Source organism: Nocardioides sediminis, from assembly GCF_003047295.1.
Taxonomy (GTDB): Bacteria; Actinomycetota; Actinomycetes; order Propionibacteriales; family Nocardioidaceae; genus Nocardioides; species Nocardioides sediminis.
On record NZ_PZYZ01000005.1, the window covers coordinates 265021 to 283984 of the forward strand.

The 18964-nt window shown below is 74.3% G+C and carries 16 protein-coding genes; 6 read left to right on the plus strand and 10 right to left on the minus strand.

Annotated features, from left to right (window positions below; translation table 11 throughout):
* Window positions 1-41 precede the first annotated feature (41 nt).
* Entirely contained in the window at window positions 42-821 is a 780-nt protein-coding gene (locus DAI17_RS13715) for a GNAT family N-acetyltransferase (protein ID WP_107773748.1), read from the minus strand.
* Between the two features lie 10 nt (window positions 822-831).
* Window positions 832-1617, minus strand: a complete 786-nt coding sequence (locus tag DAI17_RS13720; RefSeq protein WP_107773749.1) for a nucleotidyltransferase domain-containing protein — start codon at window positions 1615-1617, stop codon at window positions 832-834.
* 72 nt (window positions 1618-1689) lie between these two features.
* On the opposite strand from DAI17_RS13720, the gene DAI17_RS13725 reads away from it, so the two are divergent.
* Complete coding sequence (locus DAI17_RS13725; protein WP_107773750.1) at window positions 1690-2535, plus strand: aldo/keto reductase; 846 nt, start codon at window positions 1690-1692, stop codon at window positions 2533-2535.
* A 274-nt stretch (window positions 2536-2809) separates the two neighbouring features.
* Here DAI17_RS13725 and DAI17_RS13730 read toward each other — a convergent pair whose 3' ends face one another.
* Entirely contained in the window at window positions 2810-3307 is a 498-nt protein-coding gene (locus DAI17_RS13730) for a MarR family winged helix-turn-helix transcriptional regulator (protein ID WP_234412496.1), read from the minus strand.
* A 40-nt stretch (window positions 3308-3347) separates the two neighbouring features.
* On the opposite strand from DAI17_RS13730, the gene DAI17_RS13735 reads away from it, so the two are divergent.
* Both DAI17_RS13735 and DAI17_RS13740 read left to right on the plus strand, forming a co-directional pair.
* The gene (locus DAI17_RS13735; protein ID WP_107773752.1) at window positions 3348-4322 is read left to right on the plus strand and encodes an EamA family transporter; all 975 of its coding nucleotides are present in this window, start codon (window positions 3348-3350) and stop codon (window positions 4320-4322) included.
* Window positions 4319-5515, plus strand: a complete 1197-nt coding sequence (locus DAI17_RS13740; protein ID WP_234412497.1) for an MFS transporter — start codon at window positions 4319-4321, stop codon at window positions 5513-5515. Before DAI17_RS13735 ends, DAI17_RS13740 begins: the two co-directional genes overlap by 4 nt.
* Here the strand turns inward: DAI17_RS13740 and DAI17_RS13745 are convergent.
* The 5 genes from DAI17_RS13745 to DAI17_RS13765 form a co-directional block, all read right to left on the minus strand.
* A complete protein-coding gene (locus DAI17_RS13745) occupies window positions 5502-6044 on the minus strand; it encodes a hypothetical protein (protein WP_107773753.1) in 543 nt (180 codons plus the stop codon). The two genes, DAI17_RS13740 and DAI17_RS13745, sit on opposite strands and share 14 nt — an antisense overlap.
* A 122-nt stretch (window positions 6045-6166) precedes the next feature.
* On the minus strand, window positions 6167-7462 hold the full coding sequence (locus DAI17_RS13750) for an MFS transporter (protein ID WP_234412498.1): 1296 nt from the start codon (window positions 7460-7462) through the stop codon (window positions 6167-6169).
* A gap of 52 nt (window positions 7463-7514) precedes the next feature.
* A complete protein-coding gene (locus DAI17_RS13755; RefSeq protein ID WP_199905118.1) occupies window positions 7515-8930 on the minus strand; it encodes a cytochrome P450 in 1416 nt (471 codons plus the stop codon).
* 18 nt (window positions 8931-8948) lie between these two features.
* Window positions 8949-9710, minus strand: a complete 762-nt coding sequence (locus DAI17_RS13760) for a sucrase ferredoxin (protein WP_107773754.1) — start codon at window positions 9708-9710, stop codon at window positions 8949-8951.
* 58 nt (window positions 9711-9768) lie between these two features.
* Window positions 9769-12696, minus strand: a complete 2928-nt coding sequence (locus DAI17_RS13765; protein WP_159081541.1) for a helix-turn-helix transcriptional regulator — start codon at window positions 12694-12696, stop codon at window positions 9769-9771.
* A 639-nt stretch (window positions 12697-13335) separates the two neighbouring features.
* Here DAI17_RS13765 and DAI17_RS13770 point away from each other — a divergent pair.
* The gene (locus tag DAI17_RS13770) at window positions 13336-13899 is read left to right on the plus strand and encodes an RNA polymerase sigma factor (RefSeq protein ID WP_234412499.1); all 564 of its coding nucleotides are present in this window, start codon (window positions 13336-13338) and stop codon (window positions 13897-13899) included.
* A complete protein-coding gene (locus tag DAI17_RS13775) occupies window positions 13896-14342 on the plus strand; it encodes a hypothetical protein (RefSeq protein WP_107773756.1) in 447 nt (148 codons plus the stop codon). The genes DAI17_RS13770 and DAI17_RS13775 overlap by 4 nt, the downstream gene beginning before the upstream one ends.
* A 15-nt stretch (window positions 14343-14357) precedes the next feature.
* Here DAI17_RS13775 and DAI17_RS13780 read toward each other — a convergent pair whose 3' ends face one another.
* Window positions 14358-14765: a hypothetical protein gene (locus DAI17_RS13780; protein WP_107773757.1), complete on the minus strand. Its 408-nt coding sequence runs from the start codon at window positions 14763-14765 to the stop codon at window positions 14358-14360.
* 184 nt (window positions 14766-14949) lie between these two features.
* Window positions 14950-16236: a S8 family peptidase gene (locus DAI17_RS13785; protein ID WP_107773758.1), complete on the minus strand. Its 1287-nt coding sequence runs from the start codon at window positions 16234-16236 to the stop codon at window positions 14950-14952.
* A gap of 97 nt (window positions 16237-16333) precedes the next feature.
* Between DAI17_RS13785 and DAI17_RS13790 the strand changes: the two genes are divergently transcribed.
* Window positions 16334-18886, plus strand: a complete 2553-nt coding sequence (locus DAI17_RS13790) for a CHAT domain-containing protein (RefSeq protein WP_107773759.1) — start codon at window positions 16334-16336, stop codon at window positions 18884-18886.
* The last annotated feature ends 78 nt before the right edge of the window (window positions 18887-18964 follow it).

An 18964-nucleotide genomic window follows, 5' to 3' on the forward strand; every position in this document is an offset into this window, starting at 1 on the left:
GTTCGTCCCAAACTAACCCGAGTGGGACGGTCCGGAGCGGCTCAGCGGGTCCAGACGTACGGCGTCGTGGTGGTCACCGGCAGCAGTCCCGAGCGCTGCAGGATCGGGCGGGACATGTCGGTGGAGTCCGAGTGCAGGTAGCGGACGCCGCGGTCGACCGCCGAGCGCGCCCGCGCCGAGACGAGCGCGCGGTAGATCCCGCGACCGCGGTGCTCGGGCAGCGTCGCACCGCCCCAGATGCCGGCGAACTCGGTGCCCGGCACCACCTGCAGCCGCCCGGCGCACACGACCGTGCCGTCGACCTCGGCCAGCCACATCTCGGCCTCGCCGGACTCCAGCGAGGCCAGCGCCGACTCGACCGAGGGTCCGCGGCCGCGCCCGAAGACCGACTCCTGCATGGCGAGCATCGCCTCGACGTCGCCGCGCACGTCCCCGGTCTCGCCGACCCGGCGCACCGTCACGCCCGGCAAGTCGACTGGTACGGCGAGCGCCGCGGCCTCCCCGATCATCACCGTCTCGGCGGGCTCGGCCACCAGCCCGTGCGCCGTCAGCCGCTCCCCGAGGTCCTCGGGCCAGTCGTGGCCGCGGGTCTTCCACTCGAAGGTGGCGACGTCGGTGCGGTCGCGGAAGTGCACGATCGCGCCCGAGATGAGCGTGTCCACGTCGTGGCCCTCCAGCGAGCGGTACGTCACGAACCCGCCGTGCTCGAAGGTCGCCAGCAGCAGCGGTCCGAGCTCGACCACGTCGTCGGCCCGACCCACCTCCGCCTCGAGCCGCAGCTGGTCGTCGTAGGCCTCGCGGAGGTCGTCCACCGTCGTCATGGGCACATCCTCACGCACCGCGCAGCAGGTCGAGCTGGTCGCCCCAGCCGACGAGGATCGCGGTCAGCTCCTCGGCCGCGGGGTGCCCGGCGACCGCCCGCTCGACGCGTACGAAGGTGGCCCGGACCGCGGACGGGTCGCCGTCGAGCGCGCGCTCGAGCAGGTCGAGGGTCTCCTCCACCGGCCAGCCCGGCAGCGGGTGCGTGCGCAGCTCCCACGGGAGGTACTTCATGTAGGGCCGCACCCGTCCCTCCAGCGCGAAGACCGTGTCCAGCAGCCACGGCACCGACTCCGCGGCGTCGAGCCGGCGCTCGAGCGGCCGGCCGTCCCGGTCGCTCTTGAGCGCGCGGAAGGCGTAGTTGACGTAGCCGTCGAGCCGGTCGTGGGCGACCAGGACGTCGTGCTGCTCCCGCGGCGACAGCGTCGCCTGGCGTCGTACGGCCTCGGCGACCGCACCGTCCGTGCGGTCGAGCAGGACCGGCGCCCACGCGCACGACCAGCGGTACCACCAGCCGTCGGTGCCGAACGCCGGCAGCTCCTCGAGCTCGGCGAGGGGCCACGGGATCTCGTCGACGTCGGGCGACTTCGTCGTACGCCGCCCTGCCGCGGCCTCGTCGGTGAGCACCACGAACACGTCGAGGTCGCTGCGCTCGGTGGCCATCCCGCGCCCGGCCGAGCCGCTGAGCACGAGGCCGAGGAACCCGGCCCCGTGGTCGCGGTCGTTGCGGTCGGCGATCTCCTGGAGCGCACGGACCCGCGGCGGCGAGACGTGGGCAGGGACGTCGAGGTGCGGCACGCCGCGACCCTAGTGCCCGCCTGCCGGGGTGGTCTCCGGAATATCGGGCCGCCCACGCGTGTAGGACCTCGTATGACTGTTCCGAACATCAAGCTCCATGACGGCACGTCCATCCCCCAGCTCGGCTTCGGCGTCTTCCAGGTCCCGCCGGAGGAGACCGCGGCCACGGTGGCCCAGGCCCTCGAGGTCGGCTACCGCCACATCGACACCGCCCAGATGTACGAGAACGAGGCGGGGGTCGGCGCCGCGATCAAGGACTCCGGCATCGCCCGTGACGACCTCTACGTCACGACCAAGCTCAACAACGGCTTCCACCGCCCCGACGACGCGCGGCGCGCCATCGACGAGTCCCTCGAGCGCCTCGGCCTCGAGCAGACCGACCTGTTCCTCATCCACTGGCCGCTGCCCACGCAGTACGACGGTGACTTCGTGTCCACCTGGAAGGCCCTGATCGAGGCGCAGAAGGCCGGCAAGACCCGCTCGATCGGCGTCTCCAACTTCCAGCCCGCCCACCTCGACCGCATCGTCGAGGAGACCGGCGTCGTGCCGGTGGTCAACCAGGTCGAGGTGCACCCGTTCTTCGCCAACGAGGACGTGCGCGCGGCCGACCGCCGCCACGGCGTGCTCACCGAGGCGTGGTCCCCGATCGCCCAGGGCAAGGTCAACGACGACGACACCGTCGGCGAGATCGCCACGGCGGTCGGCCGTACGCCGGCCCAGGTCACCCTGCGCTGGCACGTCCAGCGCGGCGACATCGTCTTCCCCAAGTCGATGAAGGCCGAGCGCATGCGCGAGAACTTCGAGATCTTCGACTTCGAGCTCTCCGCCGAGCAGGTCGCCGCCCTCGACGGCCTCGACCGCGGCGAGGCCGGCCGGATGGGGCCCAACCCCGACACGTTCGACTACATCCCCGGCTGACGCGCCTGCCGCTCAGCGACCTACCTGTCGCCCGGTCCCCGACCCGGGTCGACGCCCCGGGCGGTGCACCAGCCACAGTTCCGACACCCGGGATCGTGGCTGTGGCACCGCTCGGGCGCGGGTCGCGAGGGACACGCCGTACGGGCGGTGCACCAGCCACCGTCGTGACACCCGAGAGTGTGGCTGACTCACCGCTCCCGCGGTCGCGCGCAGGGACTCACCGCTCCCGCGGTCGCGCGCAGGGAGCACCGACCCGCGACGCGCGCAGGGATGGTCAGGCGCCGAGCGCCCGCGCCCACTGCGCGAGGAGCTGCGTGAGCTGCTGGCGCTCGGCGGCGGAGAAGGTCGCCAGCAGGCGGTCCTCGTTGGCGAAGTGCTCCGCCACGACCCGGTCGACGAGCTCACGGCCCGCCGGGGTGAGCGCGATCCGGCGTACGCGGCCGTCGTGGCTGTCCACCGAGCGGGTCACCCAGCCGGCGGCGACGAGGCGGTCGACCCGCTTGGTGACCGTCCCCGAGGTGATCATGGTGCTCTCCGCGAGCGCCCCGGGCGTGAGCTCGAACGGCTCGCTCGAGCGCCGCAGGGCGGCCAGGACGTCGAAGTCGCCGTCGGAGAGGCCGGCGGCGGCGAAGACCGGCCGCAGCTCGTCGTGCAGCACCGCCGCGAGGCGGTGGAGGCGGCCGACGACGGCCATTGCCGAGGTGTCGAGGTCGGGTCGTTCGCGCGTCCACTGGGCCTGGATCCGACCGACGTGATCGAGGTCATCCGTCACGCGGGGAATAATACCTTCCCCAGAAGATATTCTCTCTTCCATGGAAAAGATCTTGGCGCACCGGTTCGGCATCGTCCTGCTGACCGCGGTCGCCCCGGCCGCCTGGGGCACGACCTACATCGTCACCGAGCAGTTCCTGCCGCCCGACCGCCCGCTCTTCGCCGCCCTCGTCCGGGCATTGCCGATCGGGCTGGTGATGCTCGCGTGGCGCCGGCGGCTCCCCCGCGGCGACTGGTGGTGGAAGGCCGCGGTGCTGGGGGTCCTCAACATCGGCGCGTTCTTCCCGCTGATCTTCCTGGCCGCCTACCACCTCCCCGGCGGCCTCGCCGCCACCATCCAGGCCGCCTCGCCGCTCGCCGTGATGGCCTTGGCCTGGCCGATGATCGGCGAGCGCCCCGCCCGGGTCCGCGTCGGCGCGGCCCTCGTCGGGCTCGTCGGGGTCACCCTGCTGGTGCTGCGCAACCCCGACGGCGTCACCGCCCTCGGCCTGGCCGGCGCGGTCGGCTCGGTGCTGGTCAGCGCGCTCGGCTACGTCCTCGCCAAGCGCTGGACGTCACCCGTGGACATGCTGACGCTGGTGTCCTGGCAGCTGGTCGCCGGCGGGCTGGCGCTGCTGCCCGTCGCCGTCCTCGTCGAGGGCCCTCCTCCGGCCATCGACGTCCCGGCGGTGCTGGGCTACGCGTGGATCGCCGTGGTCGGCACCGGTCTCGCCTACGTCTGCTGGTTCACCGGCCTGCGCGCCATGCCCGCCGGTGCGGTGTCCCTCATCGGCCTCGTCAACCCGGTCGTCGGTACGGCGCTGGGCGTGGCCTTCGCGGCCGAGGCCTTCGGGTGGGTCCAGGCGTTCGGCATGGCGCTGGTCCTCGGCGGGGTGCTGCTCGGCCAGCGCAGCACGCGTCCCCGTCCCCGTCGCGTGGAGCGTCGCACGGAGCGTCCCGCCGAGAACGTCCTGGGCCGTGCCGCCGCGCGTCCGCAGCCGGAGCGCGAGCTGGTCGCTGCGAAGATGGGTGAGTGACGGGCTCGGGGGACTTCCGCTTTCGCGACATCGCGCTGGCGGCGTACGGGCCCTCGGTCGTCAACTCCATCGGCCACGGCGCGGTGATGCCGATCCTGGCGCTGCGGGCCCGTGACCTCGGGGCAGACGTCAGCACGGCCGCCGTCGTCGTCGCCCTCATGGGCGTCGGCAGCCTCGTCGCGTCGCTGCCCTCCGGGGCGCTGGTCGCCCGCATCGGCGAGCGTCGGACGCTGGCCATCGTCGGCTGCCTCGACGCGGTCGCGATGGCCGCGGCCGCGCTGACCGAGTCGGTGCTGGCGCTGGGGATCGCGGTCACGCTCAGCGGGATGACCTGGACGGCGTTCCTGATGGCGCGCCAGGGGTTCATGATCGACGTGGTGCCCTACTCCTACCGGGCGCGCGCGATGTCGATGCTCGGCGGCAGCATGCGCGTGGGCGTCCTCGTCGGACCGCTGCTGGGGGCCGGGCTGATCCGGGTGGGCAGCATCACCTGGGTCTTCTGGCTGGCGGCGTTCATGTCGCTGGTCTCCGCGCTGCTCGCGCTGACCATGCCCGACCTCGGCTCGGAGGCCCGCGGCCGGACGGCCGCCCACCTGTCAGTCCTCTCGGTGCTGCGGGCCCACCGCCGGGTCCTGCTGACGCTCGGCACCGCCGTCGTCATCATCGGCGCGAGCCGGTCCCTGCGCGTCGTGCTGCTGCCGCTGTGGGCCGACCACGTCGGGCTGTCGGCGAGCACCACGTCGCTGATCTTCGCGGTCGCCGCCGCCGTCGACATCGCCTTCTTCCTGCCCGGCGGGTGGCTGATGGACGCGCGCGGACGGGCGGTGGTCGCCGTACCGGTCGTCGCCTCGACCGCCGTCGCCTGCCTGCTGCTCCCGCTGGCCACCACGGTCGCGACGGTGACGGCCGTGATGGTGCTGGTCGCCGCGGGCAACGGCCTCGGCTCGGGGATCGTGATGACCCTGGGCGCCGACGCCGCGCCCGAGGAGGGGCGGGCGCAGTTCCTCGGGGGCTGGCGGCTCTGCGGCGACATCGGCGTCTCGGGGGCGCCGGTCCTCGTCAGCGCGCTGGCCGTGGTGGCACCGCTGGCCACCGTCTGCGTGGCGATGGGCGGGCTGGCGGCCGCCGGCACCCTGTGGGTCGGCTACTGGACGCGCCGCGTGGACCGGCAGGCCCGGCTCAACCGACGGTGACCTGGACCTCGTTGGAGGTGCGGTCGGAGTCGGTGTCGATCACCCGGAACTTGTTGACGCCGGCCTGGCTGGTCTGGACGTAGGTCGCGAAGGTCTGGTTGCTGACGGACACGGTCACCGGGAAGTCCGACCACGCGCCCCCCTCGAAGCGCTGGACCTGGAGGATCGCGCCCTCGCCCTGCGGGTAGGTGCCGGTCAGGTCGATCTGCTGCATCGGGCTCACGCTCTGCTGGCCCACCGACAGGGAGATCGCCTCCGCGGGCTTCGACTCGGCGTCCGACGGGGTCTCGCTCGGCGCCGCCTCGGGGGTCGGCGTCCCTGCCGTGGTCTCCGTGGGCTCCGGCTCGGGGAGGTACATCGAGGTCTCGCTGCCCGCCGTCGCGTCGGCCGAGGCGTCCACGCTGTCGTCGAGGCCGAGCACCTTGGTGCCGAGCAGGGCGGCGAGGCCGAACAGCAGGCCGACCACGGCGGCCACGGCGACCAGGGCCACCAGCCCGGTGAGGACCGGACGGTCTTCGCTCTGGGACACGGTGCTCCTCTCGCTCGTACGACGGTCGCGGGCGGGGGTCGGTCCACGACTGCCCGCCATTGTGGGTGACACGGCCAAGGGCCACCAACCCGGCCCGCCGTCAGGTCCCGGAGCGCCGCGACTCAGGTGGCGGCGCCCCGGCGCTCCCGCTCGGCGACGGCGTGCTCGTCGGTGCGGTTGTCGTAGGACCAGAAGTCCCGCAGCACGGCGGCGGTCAGCAGCACGCCACCGACGCACGCCAGGCCGCCTGACACGATCGACCCGCGTACCGACCAGGCGTCGGCCACGAAGCCGGCGCGGACCTGGCCACCGAGCGGGCCCACCGAGTAGGAGAGCATCTCGATGCCGGCCAGCCGGCCGCGCATGTGCTCGGGGATGGTCTGGTTCCACACGGTGCTGCGGAACACCGCCGAGATCATGTCGGCCGCCCCGGCCATCGCGAAGCACAGCAGTGCCACGGCGAACGACGGCGCGAGGCCGGCAAGCGCGATGCACGCGCCGTACGCCGTGGCGGCGATGACGATGGCCCGCCCGTGGTGGTGGACGTGCGAGGTCCACCCCGAGAGCGCGGTGGCGACCAGCGCGCCGACGGTCTCGGCGGAGTAGAGCAGGCCCAGCAGCTCGGGGCGCGCGAACACCTCGGACGCCAGCGCCGGGAACAGCACGATCGGCATCGCCAGCAGCATCGCGGCGATGTCGACGACGTAGGTGCCGAGCAGGTCGCGGCGGCCGACCGCGTAGCGCCACCCCTCGACGATCCCACGCAGGCTCGGCGGCGTCGTCTCGCCCCGGTGCGGGTAGGGGCGCATCGCGGCGTACAGGGCGCACGCGACCGCCAGGGCGCCCACGTTGACCACGAAGCACCAGCCGATGCCCACCCACGCGATCAGCACGCCACCGATGGCCGGCCCGACCAGCACCCCGACCTGCATCCCGAAGCTCGACAGCGCGTTGGCGGCGGTGATCTGGTCGTGGCGGACCGTGCGGGGCTCGAGCGCCTCGCGGGACGGGCGCTGCAGCGCGGAGGTGGCGGCCAGCAGCGCGGCCACCACGAAGACCAGCGGGATGCTGGGCTCGTCGCGGAACGAGTTGGCGCCCAGGACCGCCATCAGCACGAGCTGGGCCAGGCCGCTGCCGATCAGCAGCCTCCGCCGGTCGACGTGGTCGGCGAGCGCCCCGCCGTACAGCCCGAAGACGACCAGCGGCACCAGCTCGACGAGGCCGATCGCGCCGACCATGAAGTTGCTGCCGGTCAGGTCGTAGACCTGGAACGGGATGGCGACGTAGGCGACCATGGCGCCGAGGTAGAAGACCGTGCCGGCGGAGAACAGCAGCCGGAAGTCGCGCGACTCGCGCAGGGGCGTCACGTCCATCCGCAGGCGGCGGAGGCGGTCTCGCAGGGTGGGGCCGGTGCTCACGAGGGGCGATCGTCCCACGAGGCCGGTGCCGCACGCACGGGAGTTGTCGCGGTCAGCGAGCCGTGACCCGGATCCGCGCCCCGCCGCGCGGGACGCTGGTGATGTTGCGGACCTTGGGACGGTCCTCGGCCAAGGACTGCACCGAGCACGCCGAGAGCACCTCCCGCAGGACCACCACCCCCTCCATCAGCGAGAACCCGGCGCCGATGCACCGGCGGACACCGCCGCCGAAGGGGATCCACGTGTTGGGCGCGGGGGTGGCGTCGACGAAGCGCTCGGGCCGGAACGCGCCCGGGTCGTCGAAGTTGTCGGGCCGGGCGTGCGCGAGCAGGATCGACGGCCCCACGGTCACGCCGGCCGGCAGGTCGATGCCGCCGATGCGGGCGGGAGCGGTGAGGGTGCGGACGACCATCGGGATGACCGGGTGGAGGCGCATCGACTCCTTGAGGACGGCCTCCAGCCACTCGTCGTCACCGGCGTCGGCGGCGGCCGTGGTCCGCGCCAGCAGCGCCGGGTCCCGGCCGAGCTCGTGGAGGGCCCAGGCGAGCGCGGTCGCCGTCGTCTCGTGGCCGGCGAGCAGCAGCGTGACGAGCTGGTCGCGCAGCTCCTCGTCGGTGAGGGTGTCCCGCTCACCGGCACCGTCGTCCCCGCCCACCCGGATCAGCCGCGACAGCACGTCGGTGCGGCTCCCCAGGTCGGGCGCGGCCCGCCGCTCGCGGATCTCGGCGTGGATGAGCTGGTCGAGCTCGTAGGCGTTGCGCTGGGCCGCCGCCCACGGACCGACCCGACGCAACCGGGGCATCGACCAGCCGAAGAGGACAGCCGGGCTGATGTCGACGACCCGGTTGACCCGCGGGCGCAGCAGCGCGAGCCGGCGCTCGTCGGTCACGCCGAACACGACGCGCAGGATCACCTCCAGGGTGAGCCGGTTCATCCGGTCCAGCGCCCGCAGCTCCTCGCCGTCGTGCCAGGTGGCCACCTCGGCGCGGGCGACCTCGGTGACCAGCGCGCCGTACTCGCGCAGGGCGTGGCCGTTGAAGGCCGGCATCAGCAGCTTGCGGGCACGCTGGTGCGCCGGCCCGTCCTGCAGCAGCAGGGAGTGCTCGCCCATCATCGGGCCGAGGATGGCGTTGGCCTTGCCGGCGTGGAAGGTCGCCGGGTCGGCGGCGAAGATCTCGCGGGCGTGCTCCGGCCGGGTGAAGAGCACCAGCGGTCGGTCCGGCACCATCCGCACGGTGAAGACGTCGCCGTAGGTGCGGTGCGCCCACGGCACGAACTGGTGGCGGAAGCGCAGCAGCGCGACGCTCTGGAGGACGGCCGGCCAGCGCGGCCCCGGCGGAAGCACCTCGTGGTCGATCCGGGGCCCGCGGCTGCCGAAGGGCCGCATCCGCCGCAGCCGCTTCTCGGTGAGCGCCGCCGTGGCGGCGTCGTGCGGCAGCTCCGGAGGCAGGTGCCGGACGGCGGTCATGGGCCGATCGTAGGCCGCTCAGCCCGGGCGGGGCTCCCAGCGCGTGCGCGGCTTCTCGACGAGGTCACCGCAGCTGGCACGCCGCGGCGCCACGGGCACCTCGACCAGCTCGACGTCGGGGTCACCGCCGGCGAGCACGTGCAGCTCGCGGACCTGCCCGGACTCCGTCAGCCCGGCCCGGCCGCGCGAGTGCTCCAGGGGGACCTCGCCGCGCTCGAGGGCGGCGCACGCCTCGACGGAGCTGGTGGCGTCGAGGCGGCCCAGGGTGTGGCCGGACGGGAGGGCGAGCAGGGTGCCGGAGAAGCGGTGCCCGCCCAGGTGCGTCGTCTCCCAGGTGGCCTCGGGCCACTTCTCGGCGAGCGCGGCGGCGATCGGGCGGCCGATCTCGGCGCAGCAGCGGTCCCGGCGGCCGTTGGTGCAGACCAGCCACAGCGCTCCGTCGTACGACGCGAGGTCCCGCTCGACGTCGAGGTCGAGCAGGTCCTCCGGGCCGCCCAGCACACCGGTGCGCACCTCGAAGCCGGAGCCGGTGGCGCGGGCGTGGAAGACCCGGGTCCCGGTGCCCGCTCCCCCGCCGTGGCGGCGGACCAGCTGCACCCGCACGTCGGCCAGGCCGGCCAGGTGGTCGCGGACGGCCTCGGGCAGCCGGCTCTCGGCGACGGCCTGGCGGCCCCAGGACCCGGCGTGCTCGACCAGCAGGAGCTCGGTGTCGGTCGGCGCGGTGCCGGCCATCGGCTCCTCGTCGTCCCGGCTGGCGACGGAGCAGCGGAAGTCTGTCACCGCGCCAGTGTGCCGGGCGGGTCCTCACGACCCGCAGCCCGGGCCGGGCACCGGCTCCTCAGAGCAGCCCGGACCGCCGGGCGATCGCGGCGGCCTCGGTGCGGGACGCGGCGTCGAGCTTGCCGAGGATGTTGGAGACGTGGACGGACACGGTCTTGGTGGCGATGAACAGCTGCTTGCCGATCTCGCCGTTGGAGCGCCCCTCGGCGACCAGGGCCAGGATCTCGGCCTCCCGGGGGGTGAGCGTGGCGGTGGCGGCGGGCCGGGGCGCGGGGCTCGAGCCCAGGCCGGTGAGCTCGTCGAGCAGAGGCTTGAGGCCCACCTGCCGGGCGGTCTCGCGAGCCAGGTCGGCCACCTCGCGCGCCCCGGCGGCGTCGCCCGTCGCGCGCAGCACCTCGGCCACGCGGAGCCGGACGCGGGCCAGCTCGGGGACGTGCCCGAAGGTGACGAACGCCTGCTCGGCCGCGCGCCAGGCCGCCACGAGCTCGGGCGCCCCCGGCGGGTCGAGCTGGCTCAGCCACCGCCAGCGCAGCGTCTCGGCCGCGCGGAGGGCCACCCAGGCGTGGTACTCCGGCCCGTGGCTGATCTCGAACTGGGCATAGAAGTCGATGACCCGCTCGCCGTCGTCGAGCAGGCGGCGTACGACGTGGGCGGCGGACTCGCGCTCGGCCGCCGACTGGTGCGCGGCGCAGGACGCGAGCAGGCCGACGACGACCGTGGAGAGCCTCAGCCGGGCCTGGAACCACTCGTGCCAGATGGGCCGGACCGTCTCGACGACGAGGTCGTAGACCTGGACCCCGCGGGCGGCGTCGCCCCGCTGCTCGGCACGGGCGAGCTCGGCGGTCGCGGCGTTGATCGCGGTGAGCCCGTCGGTGGGCCAGTAGGCGCGCAGCATCTCGAAGGCGGCTTCCTTGGTGTGGCCGCGCAGCACCTGCACCTGCATCTGGAGGGCGTAGTAGAGCCACTCGTAGACCACCGGCGGGTTGAGCCCCGAGACGTCGAGCCGGTCGTAGGCCTCCCGCAGCCGGCCTTGGGCGACCAGCACGCTCGCCACCATCTGCCGGGCCTCCGCCGGGAACGGGGCCCACGCGAGGCCCTCCTCCTCGCCGCGGGTGACGACCCGGCCGTAGGCCTCCAGGGCTCCGTCGAAGTCGCCGAGGTCGTGGTGCAGCCGCCCCAGGAAGTAGAGCGCCCGCAGCTCGGCATCGACGTGGCCGGCGGCCCGAGCCCGGTCGGCGGTCTCGAGCCACGTCGCGCGGAGCCGGTCGAGGTCGAGGGTCTCGTCGAGGCTGGTCAGCGTGGTCGCGATCTCGACGGCGATGCCGGTGAGGTTGTGCTTCTGGGCGAGGGCCAGGCCCTCCATGGCCACCGAGCGGGCACGCTCCTCGTTCCACCGGCCCAGGGTCTGCGCGTGCACGCTCAGCGCCCGGGCGCGCAGCCTGGGCGGGGCGTCGGCCAGCAGCTCGACCGCCTCGGCGGCGATGGCCTCGGGGTCCTCCGTGGAGTCGGTCAGCAGCAGGGCGGCCGCGATGGAGGTGAGCACCTGGCCGCGGTCGGCGGCCGGGGCGTCGGCCGGCAGGGACGCGAGGTGGGCGCGCAGGACCTTGATCGCCCTGCCGACCCGGCCGGAGGCGACGAAGGCCTCGGCGCAGCGGCGTACGAGCGCATGCACGTCCACGTCGTCGGGGACCTCCGGCAGGCCCTCGAGCAGGTCGAGGGCGTCGAGGAACTGCATCGCCGCCTCGTGCGGCCCGCCGACGGCGAAGGCCTGGTTGCCCGCCTCGATGCCGGCCCGGACGGCGGTGAGTCGGTCGCCGGCCCGGCGCGCGTGCAGCGCGAGCTCGGCCGCAGTGCCCGTCGCGGCCCCGGATCGCAGCGCCTCGCTGAACGCGGTGTGCAGCCGGGTGCGCTCGCCGGGCAGCAGGTCGTCGTAGACCGCCTCGCCGAGCAGCGCGTGCCGGAAGGCGTAGGCCGACCCGCCGGACCTGGTGAGGACGTTGGACTCCACCGCGCTGCGCAGCGCGCCCTCGAGATCAGTCGCGTCGAGGCCGGTCACCGCGGCCAGCAGCTCGTGGGACACGTGCCGGCCGGCCACGCTCGCGACCCGGACGACCTCGCGGGTCCGGTCGTCGAGCCGGTCGAGGCGCACGAGCAGCACGTCGGCCAGCTCGACGGGGACGTGGCCGCCCGTGGCCCACGTCGCGCCGATCAGCTCCTCGACGAAGAAGGCGTTGCCCTCGGCGCGGTCGACGATCTCGGCGATGCTCGCCTCGCTGATCGTGGTGTCCTTGTGGATCCGGTAGATGAGCAGGCGCACGTCGGCGTCGCTGAGCGGCTCCACCTGCACCCGCTCGACCCCGCGCAGGCGCACCCACTCCGCGACCTGCGGCCGCAGCGGGTGGCGGCGGTGGAGGTCGTCGGAGCGGTAGGACACGACCAGCCGCACCGGCCCGGCGAACGGCCGGGAGAACAGGAAGCTCAGCATGTCGCGCGTGGACTGGTCGGCCCAGTGGGCGTCCTCGACCACCACGAGCAGCGGGCCGTCCTCGGCCACCGCCTCGAGCAGGTCGTGCACCGCGGCGAAGGTGTTGCCGCGGTCGAGGGACTGGTCCTCGTCGCGGTCGTCGGTGGCGCGCAGCCGTCGGCCCGGCTGGAGGCGGGCGAGCGTGGGGTGACGGTCGGTCACGCTCGCGGCCACCTCCGGCCGCTCCGCGAGGATGCGCCCGAGGATCTCGGAGAAGGGGAGGTAGGGCAGCGACCCGTCGGCCAGGTCGAGGCAGTGGCCGGCGAGCACGAGCCAGCCCTCGGCGAGCGCGACGTCGCGCAGCTCGGTCAGCAGTCGGGTCTTGCCGACGCCCGCGTCCCCGGCGAGGAGCACGGCGTGCGGCGTCGGGCCGGCCCCGGACGCGCGAATGCCGAGCCGGGAGACCAGGTCCTCCAGCTCGGCATCGCGTCCGACGAGGTCGGCACTGCGGGCGGTGGGCACGTCCCACATTCTGGCGTGTCCCACCGACATCGGCGCACCGTTCGTCTGTGTGGCCGTCATCGCGTGGCGCGGCGGGTACGACGGGCGGCGCGCTTGCCGAACGTCCCCCAGTCCTTGCGGATCTTCTCCTCGCGATAGGAGACCTCTGCGTTGATGAAGCTGTCCGTGGCGAACATGTCTCTTCCTTTCGGTGCGGTCCGGCTCTCGGACCGTCGAGAAGAGATTGCGCCGCTGAGGTAGGGCGGGACATCGGGCGGGCGCCGTACATCCGGCCGGGGGGCTACCTCAGATCCGCCGGTGCACCTACCTCAGGCCGGCTCGTGCGCTCCCGACCGCCGCTCCGTGGCGTCGCGCCACCACCACACGGTCGCTCGACCGCCGCCCGGCCTCCGCACCGCTCCGCCCGGCCGTACGACGCGTCGTACGCCGGTCCCGCACGCGGCGGCGTGCGCACGGTGTCCACGCAGGCGAACCGCCCGTCGACCGGCGTGGGGATCGACGACAATTGGTCATCGGGTGTATCAGGGAGCCTGGAGCCCACTCCTAGACGACATGGGGGACGTCATCATGGTGAAGGAACGGTGCGTCCCGAGCGAGGATCCGTGGCCGGCCGGGGGGACGGACGCGGACACTGCCACGTTGGTCGGCGAGGCCCTCAGGGGGAGCCAGCCGGCCTGGGACCAGCTCGTGGAACGCTTCCTGCCCCTGGTGGCGTCCCTCATGCGCCGCTACCGGGTCACCGGCGCCGACGCCGACGACGTCAACCAGACCGTGTGGCTGCGGCTCGTCGAGCACCTGCACCGCATCGACGACGCACAGGCGCTGCCCGGCTGGATCGCCACCGTCACCCGGCACGAATGCTTCCGGGTGCAGCAGCAGCGCGGCCGGTCGGTCCCCACGGACCCGCAGGCGACCGCGACCTTCGACCGCCCCGAGCGCGCCGCCGACCTGCTCGAGGAGCTGCTGGCCGCCGAGCGGCACACCGCGCTGATGGACGGGCTCCTCGAGCTCCCCGCCCAGCGGCGCGAGCTGCTGCTCCTGCTCACCGAGGACCCACCCCTGACCTACGCCGAGATCAGCCGGCGCTGCGGCATCCCGGTGGGGAGCATCGGACCCACCCGCGCCCGCGCGCTCCAGCAGCTGCGACGCACCCGCGCCTTTCGGCGCCTGACCAGTCCGCACCCGGACGGGAGCCACCGATGAGCGACCTGACGCCCGAGGACCAGGGCGTCCTCGACGACCTCACCGCCGCCACGGCGGCCCGCCGCGACGTCGACCCCCGTCACCGCGACGCGGCCCGCGCCGCCTTCACGTGGCTCACCGTCGACGCCGAGCTGATGGAGCTGACCTACGACTCGCTGGACGAGCCGAGCGCGGTCCGCGGCTCCGTGGGCGCCCAGCCGCGGGCCCTGGCGTTCACGTCCAGGACCGGCAGCCTCGAGGTGGAGGTGGACGGCGACCGGGTCCGGGGCCACGTGGTGCCGGCGCGTGCAGTCACCGTGGTGATGCGCAACGCCGCCGGCGAGATGGCGGAGGCCGACAGCGACGAGGACGGCATGTTCGTGCTCATGGGCACGCTCCCCGGACCGGTGCAGTTCCAGGTGCGCGGCGACGTCAGCGGTACGACGTCGTGGGTGCGCCTCTGAGCCGCACGCTCTCCCTCAGCGGGGGTCAGCACGAGCCACGACGAGGCACGACCCTGCCAGCACCAGCGTGACCGGGCCGAGCAGGAAGCGTTCCCACGGGCTCTGGGACGCGAAGTTCGCCAGCGCCCCGAGCACCAGCAGCGCCACCAGGACCCAGGAGCCGATCCGTGCGACAGGCTGCGAGACCCACGGGACCGGGAGACCCGACCGTCGCAGGATGAGTGCGGCGGCAACGGCGTACACGACGATCGACAGTGCGCTGCCGACGCGGAGGTCGGTCGGGAGCCGACCTTCGGTGGTACCGCCCCACGCCGCTTCACCGAGGGGGGCGCCCGCAGCGAGCAGCAGCTGGAAAACGGCGAGGGCTGTGAATCCGACGGCCGCGACGACCGCGGCCGCTCTCACGATCGCGGGGTCCCTCATGGCCGCTCACCGATCCAGCCACTTGTGGTCGTCACGCCACACGACGACCATCGCCAGGACAGCGGCGATCGAGATCAGAGCACACACTCCGATCACCAGGGCCTCGCGGACTGCGTCCACGCCCTTCAGTGTGCACGCGCCTCCGCCCGCGGAGAAGGGCTCGCCGCCGGTGTCGCGCCGCGGGTCAGTTGGCGGGGTAGAGGATCGGCCCCACGCCCCGCCGGCCGGCCGCGGCGGCCTCGACGAGCAGCTGGTCGGCCGCCTTGCGCGCGCTGATGCCGTGCTGGCTCATCCGCGCGGCGATGAGGCCGCTCACCAGTGGCGTCGAGAACGACGTACCGCTCCACCGCGCGATGCCGGTGAACTCACGCTTCTCGCCGACGTTGGGCGGCTCGTGGCAGAAGAAGGTGCCGGTCGGGTAGGCGTTCACGACCCCGGTGCCCAGGGCGTAGACGTCGACCCAGCTGCCGAAGTTGGAGTAGTCGGCGCGGCTGCCGTCGGCATCGATCGCGCCCACGGAGACCGACCACGGGAAGGCGGCCGGCCAGAAGGGCTTGCGGTGGCCGTCGTTGCCCGCGGCCGCGACGAGGACTGTGCCCTTCTGGTGCCGCAGGCGCTGCTCCCAGAAGACCTCGAAGCTGAGCAGCGGCACCTCGCCGCGTGTCGGGCAGCCCGCCGAGAGCGAGATGATGTCGGGCCCGTGGGCGAGAGCCTCCCCCAGCTGCACGACGATCTCGGACTCGTAGACCGCGCCGCCGAGCGGCAGGAAGCCCTCGACGCGGATCCGGGCCGCCGGGGCCTGGGTCCGGACGATGCCGGCGATGAACGTGCCGTGGCCGGCGTAGGGATGGATGTTGCTCGTGTCGATGGTCTCGGGATCTCCGTCCACGCCGGCCAGCCACGGGGACACCGGGTCCGTCGCGGCGGGCGGCCACCAGCCGGTGTCCACGACGGAGACGAAGACCTCGGTCCCGGCACCCAGGTCGCTGGTGATGGCCGGGTGGGGCGCGGGGTCGGAGCCCGGCTCCTCGGGCTCGGTGGCGGGACAGGCATAACCGCCGCCCCCGCCCGGGGTCACGAAGAGGATGTGGTCGGGCGTGGCCTTGCCGACCCCGAGCTCCCGGTCGACGCGCTCCAGGACGTCGGGGACCGTCGTCTCCGAGTCGAGGGCGACCTGCAGGACCGTGAGCCCGCGCTGGCGCTGGATCCGCTCGCCCTCGACCCGCTGTGCCCCGAGGAGCTCCGCCACCTCGGTCCAGTGCTCGTCGCGGGCCAGGAGGACGCCCGGTCGGTAGAGGTAGTCGAGCCAGCCGTCCTCGGTCCACACCACGGCCGCCGCGTCCGGTCCACCCATGGCCTCGATGAGGTAGCGGACCTGCTCGCGGAGGATCTCCTTGCGGAGCTTCTCGCTCGCCTCGTCCATGCCGTGCACGGACGCCTCGTCGGGTGCGTCGGACTGCGAACTCGTCATGGGCTCTCCCGGGATGGGCTTGGATGAGGCGTCACAGGTGCGCCGACGGGCGTGACCTGCATCGACGATAACGACGACCGCGCGCGGGGAGGGGCGAATGGCGATTTCGACCGGCGACGACCTCCTGGCCCTCGTCCCCGTCGATCCCGACCGGGCGAGCCGGACGGCGCGCCACATCCTCGACACCGGCGCCGACCACGTCGCGCTGTCCTACGCCCACCAGGCGCTCGGCATCGTGATGCGGGACCGGGGCGACATCGAGACGGCCCTCGACCACCTCCGGACCGCGAGGCGCCTGGCCGAGGGAGCGGATCCCGACCGGGTGGCGGACGTCCGGGCGACCCTGGGAGTCGCCCTCTCCCTGCGCGGGCGGACCCCGGCCGCCATGCGGGAGCTCGACGCGGCCGTACGCCTGTCCGCGGCCCGCGGTCCCGTGCGCCCCAAGGTGCTGCTGCGCCGCGCGCACGTGCTGGCCTACCTCGGGCGCCACCTCGACGCCGTGGCCGACCTGCAGGAGGCCGTGCCGGCCTTCCGTCGCGCCGGGGACGAGATCTGGGAGGCGCGCGCACTCAACCTGCGCGCGTACGCGCTCATGCAGCGCGGCGACTTCACCGAGGCGGAGCAGGACCTGCACGGTGCGGAAGCCCTGTTCGCGCACCACGAGCAGCGCCTCGAGGTGCTGCACACCCGTCACAACCTCGCCCACGTCCGCTTCTTCCGCGGCGACGTCCCGGGTGCGCTGTCCGCCTTCGCGCGCCTCTCGGCAGCCTTCGAGGACCTCGGTGATCCCCACCTCGACGTCGCGCTGGACCGGGCGCGCGTGCTGCTGACAGCCGGCCTCTCCGAGGAGGCGGTGGGAGTCACCACGGCTTCCTGGCCCTGGGCCGCACCGCGTCCGCGGGCACGCGCCGACCTGCTGGTCACCCGCGCCGCCGCCCAGCTGGGCGCAGGGCGTCCCGACCTCGCGCTCGCCGACGCCCAGGAGGCACGACGACTGTTCGTGCGGCAGGACCGGCAGTGGTGGCGCATCCGCGCCGACCTGGTCGCCCTGCAGGCCCGCACCGTCCTGGGCCGCGGCTCGCGGCGCGCGGCCGTCGCACTGGCCGACTCGCTGCGCGAGGACCGGACCGAGGACGCCGTGCTGGCGCACCTGATCGCCGGTCGCGAGCTCGCGCGGAGCGACCCGGCCGGCGCATCGGCGTACCTCTCCCGGGCTGCTGGCGGACGCCACCGCGGCAGCCCGCTGAGCCGCAGCACCGCGTGGCTCGCGCGGGCCCTCGAGCTCGAGGTGCAGGGGCGGCCGCGGGTGCTGGACGCGGTCGGCCGCGGGCTGGACGCGCTGGCCGAGCACCGGGCGACGCTCGGCAGCCCGGAGCTGCGCGCCCTCACCGCCCTGCACAGCGAGGAGCTGGCGCGACTGGCGGTGCGCCACGCGCTGCCGCGCGGCCCGCGCGCCCTGGTGCGTTGGAGCGACCGCGCGCGGGCGGGGTCGTTGGCCGAACCGGTGCGGGCACCGCAGGACCCGGCGATCGACGCCCTGCTCGCGACCATCCGCGGCCTCTCGCACCGGATCGCCGAGGAGGAGCACCCGGGGCGTGTCCAGGAGCTGGAGCGCGAGCGGTCGCGGCACGAGCGTGCCGTGCGCCTCGCGTGGGCGGCGACGCCCGCCGACGGCCGCCCCAGCACGTCGGTCGCGGACACCGACCTCGTCGCGCACCTCGGCGGCCGGGTCCTGGTCCAGCTCGTCGACGTCGACGGCACCCTGCAGGCCGTGGTGGTGCGTGACGGCCGCTGGCGCCGGGTCGAGGTCGGCCCGCGGGTCCGTGCGGCCGGAGCTGTGGACCAGGCGCTCTACGGCCTGCGGACCGCCACGCGGGGGCGTCCCGTCGACCTGGACGCCCTCGGTCGGCGGCTCGAGGTGGCCCTGCTCGGGCGGGTGGCCGGGCTCCTGCCGGAGGGCCGGGCCGTGGTCGTCGCCCCGCCGACCGACCTCCTCGCGGCACCGTGGGGGCTGCTGCCGGTGCTGCGCGAGCGGGCGGTGGCGCTCACGCCGTCGGCGACGGCCTGGGTGCGCGCGTGCCGGGCGGGTACGACGTCGTCGCGTGCCGTCTTCGTCGTCGGGCCCGACCTGCCCACCGGCGGCGGCGAGGTGCAGCTGGTCGCCCGGATGCACGACGGCGCGGCGACGCTGTCCGGCGAGGGCGCCACGGTGGCGGGTGCCCTCTCCGCCCTCGACGGCGCAGCCCTGGCGCACGTGGCGGCGCACGGGTCGTTCCGCGCCGAGTCCCCGATGTTCTCGAGCCTGCACCTGGCCGACGGCGCACTCACCGTCGACGACGTGCACCGGCTCGACCGCCCGCCGCACCGCGTGGTGCTGCCGGCCTGCCGGTCGGGGGTCGTGGCCGACGTGGCCGGCCAGGACATGATCGGCTTCGCGTCCGCGCTGCTCGGGCAGGGCACGGCCGGGGTGGTCGCGTCGATCGCCGACGTCGACGACGCCGCGACCGTGCGGGTGATGGTCGAGCTGCACCGCGGGCTCGCGGCCGGGTGCCGGCTCGACGAGGCGCTGCGGGACGCCCGCGTGGCGGCCGGTTCCGACGCGGTGTGGCTGGCGACCGCGGTGGCGTTCACGGCGCTCGGCGCGGGCTGACGCGTCGTACCCCGCTGGGTAGTTTGGGACGATCTGGGTGGCCGAACGGCGGTTTCGCCTACGAGTTCGTCCCAAACC